Source organism: Halococcoides cellulosivorans (assembly GCF_003058365.1).
Lineage (GTDB): Archaea > Halobacteriota > Halobacteria > Halobacteriales > Haloarculaceae > Halococcoides > Halococcoides cellulosivorans.
This window is the reverse complement of sequence record NZ_CP028858.1, coordinates 466456-478841: the sequence shown is the minus strand read 5'-3', so window position 1 is coordinate 478841 and position 12386 is coordinate 466456. Positions and strand designations below refer to the sequence as shown.

13 protein-coding genes are annotated in these 12386 nt (G+C 70.6%); 5 read left to right on the top strand and 8 right to left on the bottom strand.

What is annotated here, in order from left to right:
- Nucleotides 1-5 precede the first annotated feature (5 nt).
- Nucleotides 6-707: a phosphatase PAP2 family protein gene (locus HARCEL1_RS02295; protein WP_108380990.1), complete on the top strand. Its 702-nt coding sequence runs from the start codon at nucleotides 6-8 to the stop codon at nucleotides 705-707.
- Here HARCEL1_RS02295 and HARCEL1_RS02290 read toward each other — a convergent pair.
- From HARCEL1_RS02290 to HARCEL1_RS02255, 8 genes are all read right to left on the bottom strand, one after another.
- On the bottom strand, nucleotides 693-2126 hold the full coding sequence (locus tag HARCEL1_RS02290) for a methyltransferase domain-containing protein (protein ID WP_108380989.1): 1434 nt from the start codon (nucleotides 2124-2126) through the stop codon (nucleotides 693-695). The two genes, HARCEL1_RS02295 and HARCEL1_RS02290, sit on opposite strands and share 15 nt — an antisense overlap.
- Nucleotides 2123-2866 (bottom strand): prephenate dehydrogenase/arogenate dehydrogenase family protein, encoded by a 744-nt coding sequence (locus HARCEL1_RS02285; RefSeq protein WP_108380988.1) that lies wholly within the window; start codon nucleotides 2864-2866, stop codon nucleotides 2123-2125. The genes HARCEL1_RS02290 and HARCEL1_RS02285 overlap by 4 nt, the downstream gene beginning before the upstream one ends.
- A 135-nt stretch (nucleotides 2867-3001) precedes the next feature.
- A complete protein-coding gene (locus HARCEL1_RS02280; RefSeq protein ID WP_108384052.1) occupies nucleotides 3002-3496 on the bottom strand; it encodes a hypothetical protein in 495 nt (164 codons plus the stop codon).
- Between the two features lie 67 nt (nucleotides 3497-3563).
- A complete protein-coding gene (locus HARCEL1_RS02275) occupies nucleotides 3564-3947 on the bottom strand; it encodes a winged helix-turn-helix transcriptional regulator (RefSeq protein WP_108380987.1) in 384 nt (127 codons plus the stop codon).
- A 57-nt stretch (nucleotides 3948-4004) separates the two neighbouring features.
- The gene (locus HARCEL1_RS02270; protein WP_108380986.1) at nucleotides 4005-4727 is read right to left on the bottom strand and encodes a uroporphyrinogen-III synthase; all 723 of its coding nucleotides are present in this window, start codon (nucleotides 4725-4727) and stop codon (nucleotides 4005-4007) included.
- A complete protein-coding gene (cobA, locus tag HARCEL1_RS02265) occupies nucleotides 4724-5467 on the bottom strand; it encodes a uroporphyrinogen-III C-methyltransferase (protein ID WP_108380985.1) in 744 nt (247 codons plus the stop codon). The genes HARCEL1_RS02270 and cobA overlap by 4 nt, the downstream gene beginning before the upstream one ends.
- Nucleotides 5464-6546: a hydroxymethylbilane synthase gene (locus HARCEL1_RS02260; RefSeq protein ID WP_108380984.1), complete on the bottom strand. Its 1083-nt coding sequence runs from the start codon at nucleotides 6544-6546 to the stop codon at nucleotides 5464-5466. Before HARCEL1_RS02260 ends, cobA begins: the two co-directional genes overlap by 4 nt.
- Before the next feature lie 64 nt (nucleotides 6547-6610).
- Nucleotides 6611-7159, bottom strand: a complete 549-nt coding sequence (locus tag HARCEL1_RS02255; protein ID WP_108380983.1) for a CDP-2,3-bis-(O-geranylgeranyl)-sn-glycerol synthase — start codon at nucleotides 7157-7159, stop codon at nucleotides 6611-6613.
- An 84-nt stretch (nucleotides 7160-7243) separates the two neighbouring features.
- Between HARCEL1_RS02255 and HARCEL1_RS02250 the strand changes: the two genes are divergently transcribed.
- The 4 genes from HARCEL1_RS02250 to HARCEL1_RS13705 all read left to right on the top strand — a co-directional run bounded on the left by HARCEL1_RS02250 (nucleotide 7244) and on the right by HARCEL1_RS13705 (nucleotide 12371).
- Complete coding sequence (locus tag HARCEL1_RS02250; RefSeq protein ID WP_108380982.1) at nucleotides 7244-8254, top strand: NAD-dependent epimerase/dehydratase family protein; 1011 nt, start codon at nucleotides 7244-7246, stop codon at nucleotides 8252-8254.
- A complete protein-coding gene (locus HARCEL1_RS02245) occupies nucleotides 8251-9312 on the top strand; it encodes an alpha/beta hydrolase (RefSeq protein WP_233357385.1) in 1062 nt (353 codons plus the stop codon). The genes HARCEL1_RS02250 and HARCEL1_RS02245 overlap by 4 nt, the downstream gene beginning before the upstream one ends.
- 105 nt (nucleotides 9313-9417) lie before the next feature.
- Nucleotides 9418-11661 carry a methyl-accepting chemotaxis protein gene (locus HARCEL1_RS02240; RefSeq protein ID WP_108380981.1) on the top strand — a complete coding sequence of 748 codons (2244 nt, stop codon included), beginning with the start codon at nucleotides 9418-9420 and terminating at the stop codon, nucleotides 11659-11661.
- Nucleotides 11661-12371, top strand: a complete 711-nt coding sequence (locus tag HARCEL1_RS13705) for a bacteriorhodopsin (protein ID WP_233357384.1) — start codon at nucleotides 11661-11663, stop codon at nucleotides 12369-12371. Before HARCEL1_RS02240 ends, HARCEL1_RS13705 begins: the two co-directional genes overlap by 1 nt.
- Nucleotides 12372-12386 lie beyond the last annotated feature (15 nt).

Sequence of the window (12386 nt, the reverse complement as noted above, 5' to 3'; positions counted from 1 at the left end):
CCGACGTGACCCGACGCGTCGGTCTCGTCGACCTGCTCGCGGGGCTTCCCGACCCAATCCGCGTCGGCGCAGCACTGCTCACCCAGTTGGGTGACGTCTGGTGGCTGATCGCGCTGACGGTCGCCGTCTGGATCGTCGATCGCCGCCGGCCGATCGTTCGCGAGCGATCGGACCCCATCGCCGTTCTCGCGCTCGTGATCGGGGGCTACGCGCTGACGACGCTGTTGAAGGCCGCGTTCGGCCTCCCTCGACCGCCGATCGGATCGCCCACCGGCCCAGAGTGGCTCGGCCCGGTCGGTCGGGGAGCCATCGACACGATGGCTCACGCCGACGGCTTCGGGTTCCCGAGCGGACACGCCATCGGCGCGACACTCGTCTACGGCGCGCTCGCGCGGCGCGTGACGCTGGGGACGGCCCGCCAGCGCGCGGTCGTCGCGGCGGGCCTCGTGGGCCTGATCGCGACGACGCGACTCGTGCTCGGCGTCCACTACCTGGTGGACGTGCTCGCGGGGATCGCCATCGCTGTGGCCCTCCTGGCGGTCATCGAGCGATTTCGGCCCGGCCCGCGCGTGATCGTCGGGGCGGCCACGGCGCTCGCGGGACTCGCCGCCGTCCTCACCCTCGATCCCCGCCTGGCCGCCGCGGCGATGCTCCCGGTCGGCGGGTGGGCGCTCGCCGCCCGCCTCGATCGGTCACTCGACCGCTGAGTCGACAGCCGGCGGGGTCGGCACCCGAGCGATTCGGTCGACGATGGCCGCGTCGTCGATCACGAGATTGTACGCGTCCTGATCCCTGTTCTCGAGGACGAGCGCGTTCTCGAAGTGGAGACAATCGCCGTACACCGCCCGGTCGAGCGCGTCGTTGAGCGTCGTCTCCCGGACGAGCACGGCGACGTGATCGCGGCGTTCGCTGCCGTCACCGATCAGGAACTGCGGGTTGGCCTCAGCGTCGTCCGCTCCCAGGTCACAGCTCAGCTTGATTGCCACCGCGTCGATCCGATCGGTGACCCGCTCGGCGGTCGTCGCGAGCGGCGGCGTCCGGTCGGGGTCGAGCGAAACGTCGTATCGTCGGCGGTCGTCGGCCCGGAGGATCGACGGGGCGTACTGCACACGGGTGTTGTGGATCGTCTCGGGATCGTCGGCCGCGGCGGCGAGTTTGCGCTGGATCGCCGGCAGATCGATCGGTGGCTTACGGTCGAACGACCAGCACCGACTCGACGGGTGGTGGTCTGGCCAGAGGCGGACCGTCGGGGCGTACACCGTCAGTCGGTCGGCAAGGGCGCGCTCGACACGACGGAGTCCGATCGCCGTCTCGCGGTCGGCGGGCGCGACGAGTGCGAACGTCCCGTCGGCGGCGAGCGCGTCGGCGTACCGTTCGAGCGTCGTCGCGGGGTCCGCGAGTTCGTTCGCGACGCGCGCGGCGAGCACCAGGTCGTACTCGCCGGGATCGAACGTCTCGGCACGCTCTCGGTGGATCTCGATCTGGGCGTTGCGTGGGCCGTCACCGACCAGATCCGCACAGACCTCGGCCGCCGCAGAGGGCTCGACGGCGTCGTACCGGACGGGCACGGCGGGGCCGAGTCGGTCGAGCACAGCACAGAGCGGCCCACCGACGCCCGCACCGATCTCACAGATCCTGAGTGGGGCGTCGAGCAACTGCTCGGTCAGCACCTGATCGATCAAATGAGCGGTACTCGCGTAACTCGCCGGGAAGTGGTAGATCGCGTACGCGAGCGCCGTCGTCCGGTCGTACGTGACCGAATCGCCGGCGAGATAGGCCGCCTTGAGGTCGTGAATGCGCTCCCGAAGCCGAACGCCCGATTCCCCGCGGTGCCAGTCCGGGCCGAAGGTCTCGACGAGGCAGTCTTCGATCGCGCGCAGGCGGTCCTCGGGGACCGTAATTGGCCGATCGGGCGGGGCGATCGGTTCGTCGTCGACGGGGACGAACGTGCCGTCCTCGCGCTCGCGAACCCCCAGTGCGACCGCGGACTCGCGAAGCACCTGTCGGACCGCCGCGGGATGGGGCTGGCCCTCGACGTAGGTCGCGAGTTCTGCGGGATCGAGCGGGCGGACCGCACGAAGATACTTCGCGGCGTCGCGCACCTGTGCGCGCCGGTCGGCGTTCATCGGTCGAGCGCCTCGCTCGCCTCGCGATAGCACTCGTCGAAAGCGTCGCGATCGGCGTCAGCGATCCGCGCGGCGGCGTCGGCAACGCGATCCGCCCCCGGAAAGGTCGCCTGGATGTCGGCGTACACGCGGGCTTCCCCGCCGGTGACGGCCTCCAGCGCGTCGAAGAGGCTCCGCGAGACAGGCGTGTGGAACCGCGAATCGACCGACTCGGCGGCGAGGCCGAAGGCGAGGACGGCGGCGTGGGCACTGGCCTGCACCGTCGCCATCGCGTCGTCGTGGGTCGCGGCGTCGGTCTCGAAGACCGTGTTCCCACGATCGGCCATCGCCGCGCGAACGCGATCGATCGTCGGGCCCGGGTGAGCCACGCACGCGGCGACCGTCCCCGGGGCGTTCGCCGGCGCAAAGAGTGGGTGAAAGCTCGCGCGCTCCAGGTCCGGCGCGGCGTCGGCCATCGCATCGAGCGGGTCGGCCATCACGCCCGCGAGGTCGATCACCGCGTCGCGAGCGCGGTCGGCGTGCGCGGCGATCGCCTCCGCCGTGACGGGGATCGGCACGGCGACACAGACCAGATCGACCGGCCCGCCGTCGTCGACGCCGGCCGAGAGGGCCTCGGCGGCGGCCTGGGCCGCCGCTGGATCGGCGTCGAAGACCCGGATGTCGAACGAGGAGTCGTGGGCGCGGAGACAGTGGCCGAACCACCGGCCCATCGCCCCCGCTCCCACGACGAGTACCTGCATACGCGCGGCTTGCGCGGCGGTGCCACTAAAGTCGTCGGATCGACGCGTTACCGTCCGAGGATCGCACCAGTCAGCCAGATACACGCCTGGAGACAGTCGACGACTTCCGTCGGCCGACGGCCGGCCAGACCGACCCTACTCGGTGACCAGCGCGTACGCGACCGCGACCGGGATCGCGTAGACGACGTGGCCGAGCGTCGAATAGAGTGTTCCCGGAACCGAGACGTTCGGGAACGCCGGGGCCCCGGCGAAGCCGACCGCCGAGAGCCACAGCGGCATCACGACGACGGCGAGACCGATCGTCGTCAGTACGCCGTAGGCGATTCCGAGGCCGATCGCGCCGTCGAGTCGCCGGGCGAGCGCGTCGAGCGGGCTGAAACTGACGATCGCGACGTACGCGATCGCGAGCGTCACGCCATGAAAGACGTGGATGACCCACCCGATCGCGGGGGCCGGGCCCGCGATGCCGTACATCGCCGGGATCGCCATCGTGAGCAACGGTGGTGCCATGATCGCGTACATGATCGCGCCGAAGCCGAGACTGCCAACGACGCCGCCGGCAGCGCCCGCGAGCCACGCGCGAAGGTTCGCGTTCTGTACCTCTCGTCCGGTCGCCTGTTCGGTCGCCATCGTGATGACCTCGTGGGAGCGTCGACCGGCGGCCACAAAAGTATACGCTAACTGACTGGTAACTCGGTTACCGGTCGGTCACCGCTTCGACGGCGTTCTCCGGGTCGGCGGCGTCTTCGAGGTGACGGGTCCCCCACTCGCCCATCGCGGCGACGACCGGTTCGAGCGACCGACCCAGATCGGTCAGCGAGTACTCGACGCGGACGGGTTTCTGCTCGACGACGCGGCGCTCGACGATGCGTTTCTCTTCGAGATCTTCGAGGGCCTCCGAGAGCACCTTCCCGGAGATGCCGCCGACTTCCGCCTGGAGCGCGTTGAACCCGAGCGGTTCGGCCGCGAGCAGGCGGTGGACGATCGCCGGATGCCACTTCTTGCCGATGACGGTCGCGGTCGCGGTGACTGGACACCACTCCTCGCCCGCACACCAGACCGCGAGGCGGTCGTCTCCCATACGCTCGGATCGCAGGCCGATCGGACGGGTGTTTGGGTCGCGGCCGGCGTTACCGACTCACTCGCGGAGTCGGTCACACACCGCATCCGCGAGCGCGTCAGCATCCGCCTCGCTCGGAACGACGTCGACGCTCAGGCCGGCCTCGCGGGCCGCCCGCGCGGTCGGCTCTCCGATCGCCCCGACGACCGCGTCCGCGAGGCCCTCGCGGACCGCATCAAGCACGTCACGGTCGCGCGCGATCGCGACGAAATTCTGGACGGTCATCGACGCGGTAAAGAGTGCGCCATCGAGTGCGCCATCGGCGGCCATCGCGACCGATTCGCCCGCCTCCGCCGGCCGGACCAACTCGTACAGCACCGTCTCCTCGACCGTCGCGCCGGCGTCGCGAAGCCCCTCGGGCAGGACCCCGCTCCCCCGGTCGCTACGGGCGAGCACGACCCGGTCGCCCGCGACGCGGTCGGCCAGCGCCGTCACGAGACCCGCCGAGGAGTACGTCCCGGGGACGACATCGACCCGATAGCCGTGCGCGCGGAGCGCGTCGGCGGTCGCGGGGCCGATCGCGGCGATCGGTGCGTCCGCTGGCCAGTCCGCCTCGTCGAGCAATCGCGCGCCAGTCACGCTCGTGACGACCACGAGATCGGCGGCGGGCGGAGTCGCGCCCGTCGGCTCGACGGCGAGCATCGGATCGCAGACTGGCTCGCAGTCGTGGGCGCGAATCCGATCGGCCGTGGCTTCGAGACGGCCGTCGTCGGGGCGGAAGATCGCGACGCGAGGCCTCATGACTCGATCGCCTCGACGACGTCACCGATCACAGTCACGGCCGGCGGTTCGACGCCCTCGCGATCGCGCACGCCGACGATCGTCTCGAGCGTGCCCGTGACGGCGCGCTGGTCCGGCCAGGACGCCCGCTCGATCAGCGCGACCGGCGTCGAGGGGTCAAGGCCACCGTCGGCGAGGGCGGCGGTGTACTCGTCGAGCGACCCGACGCCCATGAGCACGACGATGGTGCCGCCCGACTGGGCGAGCGCTTCCCAGTCGATCGGCGGCGCATCCGCGTCGGGCGCTTCGTGGCCCGTGACGACCGTCACCGAGGAGGCGTGATCGCGATGCGTGACGGGAATCCCCGCGAGCGCGGGGCCAGCGATCGCGGAGGTGACGCCGGGGACGACCTCGACGGGAATCTTCGCCGCGATGCAGGTCGACAACTCGGCACCGGCGCGCCCGAACACCGTCGGATCGCCGCCCTTGAGGCGGACGACCTCGCGGCCCGCCTCGGCGTGGGCGACGATGCGGTCGTCGATCTCGGACTGGGGCGTCCGCTCGCCGTTCGCGCGCTTGCCGACGTCTTCGGCTGCCTCCTCGGGGATCGTCGCGATGATCTCCGGGCCGGGCAAGGCGTCGTGCATCACCACGTCCGCCGAATCGATCAGTCGACGAGCCTTCAGCGTGAGCAGTTCGGGATCGCCCGGCCCGCTGCCCACGAGGTGGACCGTGCCGACGCCGGATCGGTCGGCGGTCACGACGCTCCCTCCGACGCCTCGACGAGGTCGCTGGCCCCGCGCTCGACGAGGTCCGACGCGAACGATCGGGCCGCGTCGGCGTGCGACGCGACCGGCAGGTCACGCGCGGCCGCGACCTCCTCACCGTCGGGGCCGATGACCCGGACGCGTGCCTGGACGACTTCGCCACGCAGCGTCGCGTGGACGCCGATCGGCGTGATACAGCCACCGCCGAGTGCCGCGAGCACCGTCCGCTCGACGGTCGTCGCGACGCGGGTGGGCGCGTGATCGACGGCGTCGTTGATCGCCGCGACGGGGCCGTCCTCGCGCGCACTCACCCCGAGCGCACCCTGACAGGGTGCAGGGACGAACGACTCCGTCGGGAGGTCGGTGACGGTGATCGGGGCCGCGAGCGTCAATCGATCGAGGCCCGCGCGGGCGAGAACGAGCGCGCCGTAGCGCCGGTCCAGGTCGCGGTCGAGCGCGTCGCGTTCCAACGGCGATCGGGATTCCAGCCACGCGTCGAGGTCCTCGCCCGAAGTCTCGTCGCCATCGTCGCCGGCAGCCGCGCGGATCTCGGCCCGGCGGTCCTGGAGCGGCCCGGCGATCAGCTTCTCGACCCGCGTGTCGACGTTGCCCCGGATCGGCGCGATCGCACAGTCCTCGCGCGCGGCGAGCACCTGCGCGCGCCGGCGGCGACTCCCGGTCCCGACGGTCGCGTGCTCGGGGAGGTCTTCGAGCCCCGCCGCGCCGTCCACCCCCTCGATGGCCGTCGTGACGAGCACGTCGCCCGCGGGCCCGCGCTCGGGGACGCCCGCGATCACCAACTCCTCGGGCACGTCGGTGGGCACGTCTTTCAGCGAGTGGACGGCGGCGTCGGCCTCGCCCGCGATGACGCGCTCGTCGAGTTCGCGGACGAACGCGCCCGTCTGTCCGAACTCGTCGATCAGTTCGTCGACCCGATCGCCGTCGCTTTCGACCGTCTCGACGGTGACCGAATGCCCGGCGGCCTCCAGCGCCGATCGGACGCTCGCGGCCTGCGTCCGGGCCAGCGCCGAGGGTCGCGTGAGAAGGTGGAGTTCCTGCCCGCGTGTTTGCATTGGCGATGCTCGCGGACGAACCCTCAAAAAGCGCGCGGTCGGGGCGGGGCCGATTCGACCGCGATCAGTAGGGCTCTTTGGTCAGGCCGGCGGCGTAGCCCGCGGCGTTCACCCCGACGTGGAGCACGGGCGTCACCACGAGCGCGACCGCGAGCACCGGCAGCGTGATCCACTCCCCGACCCAGGCGGGGTCGAGGACGGCCGCGAGGACGAGCGCCCCGACGACGAAATCGAGTTGATCGAGGCCGGGCGTCGCCTGGCCGCGGTCCCGATCCAGCCGGCGTTTCACGAACGACGCCGCCATGTCGCCGGCCATCGCACCGCCCGCCAACCCGAACGCCGCACCACGCGAGAATCGCGGCAGCGCATCGACGACGGGGACGGCGGGCGCGAGCATCGGCGCGAGTTCCGAGAGCACGATCGCGAGCGCGACGCCGGCGAGGAGACCGGCCGCGAGGCCACGCCAGGTCTTGCCGTCGCCCAGCACGCGCCGGCCGCCGAGCGTGCGCTCGCCGTCGATCGGTGGCCCGCCGCCGAACAGCGATGCGGCGTTGTTGGGCACGTACGCCGGCAGGAGCGCCCAGAACGCCACGACGAGCGTCTCCACGAGCATACCGGATCCCAGGGGGCTCGCGGCTTAGGGGCGTCGAAACTCGGCAGGGACAACCGTTTTGCCGATCCGCCACGCCGACTTCCCATGGACGTCCTCGTCATCGGCGGGACCGGCGTCATCTCGACGGGCATCACACGCCAACTCGTCGCCGCCGGACACAACGTCACGATCCTGAATCGCGGCGAGACAAGCGTCGCGCTCCCCTCGACGGTGAATCGGGTCACCGCCGACCGGTACGATCCGGACGCGTTCACCGAGGCGGTCGACGACATCTCTGTCGACGTGGCGATCGACATGCTGTGTTTCGATCGCGAGCACGCCGAGACGGCGATCGACGCCTTCGAGGGCATCGAGCAGTACATCCTCACGAGCACGGTCGACGTCTACGAGCGCCCGCCCGAGCGGAACCCGATCGACGAGTCCGCGACGCGGGCGCCTGTCACCGACTACGCGGCGGGCAAGATCGCCGCCGAGGACGCGATCATGGACGCCCACGGCGACGCGTTCGCGGCGACGGTGATCCGCCCCTGGTCGACCTACGGCGAGGGCGGGCCCGTCCTCCACACGTTCGGCACCGACCCGTACTACGTCGGGCGGATCCGGCGGGGCGATCCGATCGTCGTCCACGGCGACGGCACCAGCCTCTGGGGCCCCTGCCATCGCGACGACGTCGCGCGGGCGTACGTCGGCGCGGTCGGCAATCGGATCGCCTACGGCGAGACGTATCACGTCACGAGCGCGGAGACGATCACCTGGAACCAGTACCACCAGCGCGTCGCGACGGCACTCGACGCGCCCGATCCAGACCTGGTCCACGTACCGACGGACGTGCTTCGAGAGGTCGCGCCCGATCGGACCGAGATGCTCCGCGATCACTTCCAGTACAGCACCGTTTTCGACGATTCGAAGGCGCGACGCGACCTGGGCTTTCGGTACACCATCGGCTTCGAAGAGGGCGTCCGCCGGACGGTCGCGGCGCTGGACGACGACGGGGCGGTGCCCGACGCGCCGACCGAGGAGGACGGCTTCGAGGACCGACTCCTCACCGCCTGGCGGTCGGCGACCGACGACGTCGTCGCCGCGATGAACGAATGAGTGGGGCCCGCGACGCCCCGCCCGACGACTGGCCCGATCCGCTCGAAGCCGCGTCGGTCGACGACCAGACGATGGAAACCCTCAGAGAGACCGCCGCGGTCCGGGGCCGACTGCTCGCCTGGCAGCGCCCGCGACTCATCCGCGCGGCCGAGTGGCTCGGAGCGCGATCGCGGGACGGGCCGGCGGTCGGTGGCGTCACCGACCGGACGATTGCGGGGCGGGACGGCGCGATTGCGGTCCGGAGCTATCGGCCGCCCGCTGGGGCTCCGATAGCGCTGGCCGGGTCCAGCGAGCGCGGCGCGGACGATGGTGGCGAGGCCGACGACCCCGCGGACGGCGACCGGACGAACGCGTCCGCGGCGGACGACCCGCCCGGCACCGTCGTGTTCTTTCACGGCGGCGGGTTCGTCCTCGGATCGATCACGACCTACGATCGGCTCTGCCGCCAGGTGTGCCGCGCGACGGGGTGGACGGTCCACTCGGTGGGCTACCGGCGTGCACCCGAGAACCCGTTCCCCGCGGCCGTCGAGGACGCCATCGACGCGACCCAGTGGGCCGCCGATCGGGCCGAGGGGCCGCTGGTGGTCGCGGGCGACAGCGCCGGCGGCAATCTCGCCGCCGTCGTGGCGTACTGGGCGGCCACCGCCAACGGGCCCGACATCGACCGTCAGGTCCTGCTCTACCCGGGCGTCGATCACGCCACCGACCACCCCTCGCGTCGCGATCACACCGGCTTGATGTTGACCGAGGCGGCCCTGGAGTGGTTCGGTGAGGCCTACTACGGCAGCGACATCGTCCTCCAGAACCCCTACGCCGACCCGATGGCCGCGTGCGATCTCTCTGGGGTCGCACCCGCAACCGTCCTCACCGCGGGGTTCGATCCGTTGCGTGACGGCGGCCTGGCGTACGGCGATCGCCTGCGCGCCGACGGCGTGGACCTCTCGCGACTGCACGAACCCGATCAGATCCACGGCTTTCTCACCCTGCCCGATATCGATCGGACCGCCCCCGTCCTCGACCGACTCGCAAGCGAGATTCGGGCGACCCGCGAGGCCTGAACGGCGCTTCGCCGGCCAACGAGGCGTTCGAGTGCGCAATCGAGTATCAGCCCTGAAAATCCAGGGCGATCGTATAACTGGGTGGATAGTCTTGAATTACAGACGATGGACCTTCCCTCGCCCGTCCCCGACTTCGTCAGGGAGCGCTACGTGGCGCGACTGGGCGTGGCACTCGCTTTCGCCGTCGTCGTCGTTGTCGCCTTTGGTGCGGTCATCAGCGTCCAGGCGTCCGGACAACTCTCGGCCGACGTCGAGGATCGCCTCGGCGCGCAAGCCACGACCGAGGCCGACCAGTTCGACGCCTGGCTCGACGCCGTCAGCCGATCGACGCGAGCGACGAGTCGCCACCCCGTGGTCGCCGGATCGGATCCCGACGCGATGCAGGCCACCCTCCAGGAATCACTCGATAGCGACGCCTACCCCCGTGACGTCGTCGCCGTCCACGTCCTCGACACCGCCGAGTCGGAGTTCGTGACCTCGACGGCCGATTCGATGGTCGGCGTCGACCCCACCGCCCAGGGCGCTCCGTTCGTCGAGCCAGCGCAGTCGCTGGACGACGACGCGGTCTTCGTCTCCCGGCCGTTCGAGGTGCCGATCGTCGACCACCCGATCGTCGCGGTCGTGAGCCCCGTCCCCGACCGCGAGGATCGCGCCGTCGTCTACATGACCGACCTTCGCCGGCAAGCCGAGCGGATCGCCGGCGGCGAAGCGGGGCGCACGACGATCGTCGACGATCAGGGCCGATACGCCGTCCACCCCGACGCAGCGACGATCGGAACGGCCGCCGAGAGCGTCCCGACAGCGACCGACGACGTGCGGGTCGACCGCCAGGGCGACGACATCGTCGCGACGACACGGCTCTCGACGGTCGACTGGACCGTCCAGGTGAGCGAAGATCGCGACTCGGCGTACGCGCTGGCCGACCAGATCAACGCCGACCTGCTTGGACTGATCTTGCTCGCCGTGATCAATCTCGCACTCATCGGCGTGACGATCGGGTCGAACACCGCGATCGCTGTCGGTCGCCTGCGCGATCGCGCCGAGGCGATGGCGGGGGGCGATCTCGACGTGTCGGTGCCCACGACGCGATCCGACGAGATCGGTGGGCTCGCGCAGTCCCTCGCGACGATGCGTGACTCGCTCAAATCGACGATCGCGGAGGCCGAACAGGCCCGCGAAGACGCCGAAAGCGCGCGCGAAGAGGCCGAGACCGCCCGGAAGGACGCCGAACGGGAGCGCGAGGAGTCTGAAAGCCGGACCGAACGGCTCGAAGCGACCGCCACCGCCTACGGCGAGACCCTGGAAGCGATTGCCGACGGCGATCTCACCCGGCGCGTGGATCCCGACGAGGAGAGCGATGCAATGTACACGGTCGGCGTGGCGCTCAACGACGCGCTCGACGAACTCGCGGCGACGATCGCGGACCTCGAATCGTTCGCGCGCGAGGTCGAACGCTCCAGCGATATCGTCCAGGAGAACGCCGGCGACGTCGAATCCGCAAGCGAACGGGTCTCGACGTCGGTCGGGGAGATCTTCGACGGCGCGCGCGAACAGAGCGAGCGCCTGCAGGACGCCGCCGGCGAGATGGAGAACCTCTCGGCCACCTCCGAAGAGGTCGCCGCCTCGGCCCAGGAAGTCGCTGAGGTCTCGCAATCGGCGGCCGAGGCGGGCGAGCGCGGCCAGGCCGCCGCCGAGACCGCGATCGATGAGATGAACGAGATCGAATCGGAGACCGAGGGGACGCGTCAGGAGATCCGCCGGCTGGACGACGAACTCGGTGAGATCACCGACATCGTGAACCTGATCACCGACATCGTCGAGCAGACCAATATGCTCGCGCTGAACGCCTCGATCGAGGCCGCTCGCGCGGGCGAGGCCGGCGACGGGTTCGCCGTCGTCGCCAGCGAGGTCAAATCGCTTGCCGAGGAGACCAAAGCGGCGGCGACCGACATCGAGGACCGCATCGATTCGGTCCAGTCACAGGCCGACGAGACCGTATCGACCATGGAATCCACCAGCGAGCGCATCACGGAAGGCGTCGGGACGGTCACCGAGACCGTCGAGTCGCTCGAACGCATCGTCGAACAGACCGAAGAGGCCGATCGAGGCATCCAGGAGATCGACGACGCGACCGCCGAGCAGGCGACGACCGCCCAGGAGGTGCTCGCGACCATCGACGATCTCTCGGCGATCAGCCAACAGACCGCCGAAGAGGCCGATTCCGTCGCGAGTGCCGCCGACCAGCAGACCGACGCGATCAGTGAGGTGTCCGCGTCGGCCCGCGAGCTGGGTGATCGCGCCGAGGACCTGGCGCGCATGCTCGACCGCTTCGAGACGGGTGATGCCTGATGGCGGCGATCACGTGGTGGTTCGTGCTCGGGACGATCGGCATGGTGGTCGGCACCGCCGCCCTCGCGATCGGTGTCTCGACCCTGGAGCGCGACCGGCGGACCCAGATGCTCCACATCGCGGGCGTGCCGGCGATCGCCGCCGTCGCGTACGCGCTGATGGCCCTCGACGTCGGCGGGATTCAGACGCTGTCGAGCGACCTGATCTACGTGCCCCGGTATTTCGACTGGCTGTTGACGACGCCACTGCACGTCGCGTACATCGGCCTGATCGCGGGCCTCGATCGCCGCGAGCGGTGGGGCCTGGCCGGCCTCCAGGGCGCAGTGATCGTGCTGGGCTTTCTGGGTGGCGTGCTCGCTGGCCTCCCGAAGATCGCCTTCTTCGGCGCTGGCTCGATCGTCTACGTCGTGTTGATCTATCGGCTCCGGACGACCGGGCGGGCGAGTGCCGAGAAGCGCGGTGTCGAGACCGCGGGGCTGTACCGCAAGCTGTTGAACTTCGTGATCGTCCTCTGGGCGGTCTATCCGGTGATCTGGATCCTCGCGCCGACGGGCATCGGGGCGATGGACACCGAGACGGCGTCGCTCGTGATCACGTACATCGACGTCGTCGCGAAAGTCGGGTTCGGCGCGATCGCGATCGAAGGCCAGCGCGTGCTCACCCAGGTCGCCAGCGCCGAGCAGGCCGGCACCGACCAGGTGGGCGCGTAGGCTGCCGCAACCCCA

Coding starts and splice junctions, on each gene's coding strand:
- HARCEL1_RS02290 (WP_108380989.1), bottom strand. CDS start 2,126: ATGAACGCCGACCGGCGCGCACAGGTGCGCGACGCCGCGAAGTATCTT.
- HARCEL1_RS02285 (WP_108380988.1), bottom strand. CDS start 2,866: ATGCAGGTACTCGTCGTGGGAGCGGGGGCGATGGGCCGGTGGTTCGGC.
- HARCEL1_RS02280 (WP_108384052.1), bottom strand. CDS start 3,496: ATGGCGACCGAACAGGCGACCGGACGAGAGGTACAGAACGCGAACCTT.
- HARCEL1_RS02275 (WP_108380987.1), bottom strand. CDS start 3,947: ATGGGAGACGACCGCCTCGCGGTCTGGTGTGCGGGCGAGGAGTGGTGT.
- HARCEL1_RS02270 (WP_108380986.1), bottom strand. CDS start 4,727: ATGAGGCCTCGCGTCGCGATCTTCCGCCCCGACGACGGCCGTCTCGAA.
- HARCEL1_RS02260 (WP_108380984.1), bottom strand. CDS start 6,546: ATGCAAACACGCGGGCAGGAACTCCACCTTCTCACGCGACCCTCGGCG.
- HARCEL1_RS02255 (WP_108380983.1), bottom strand. CDS start 7,159: ATGCTCGTGGAGACGCTCGTCGTGGCGTTCTGGGCGCTCCTGCCGGCG.
- HARCEL1_RS02250 (WP_108380982.1), top strand. CDS start 7,244: ATGGACGTCCTCGTCATCGGCGGGACCGGCGTCATCTCGACGGGCATC.
- HARCEL1_RS02245 (WP_233357385.1), top strand. CDS start 8,251: ATGAGTGGGGCCCGCGACGCCCCGCCCGACGACTGGCCCGATCCGCTC.
- HARCEL1_RS02240 (WP_108380981.1), top strand. CDS start 9,418: ATGGACCTTCCCTCGCCCGTCCCCGACTTCGTCAGGGAGCGCTACGTG.
- HARCEL1_RS13705 (WP_233357384.1), top strand. CDS start 11,661: ATGGCGGCGATCACGTGGTGGTTCGTGCTCGGGACGATCGGCATGGTG.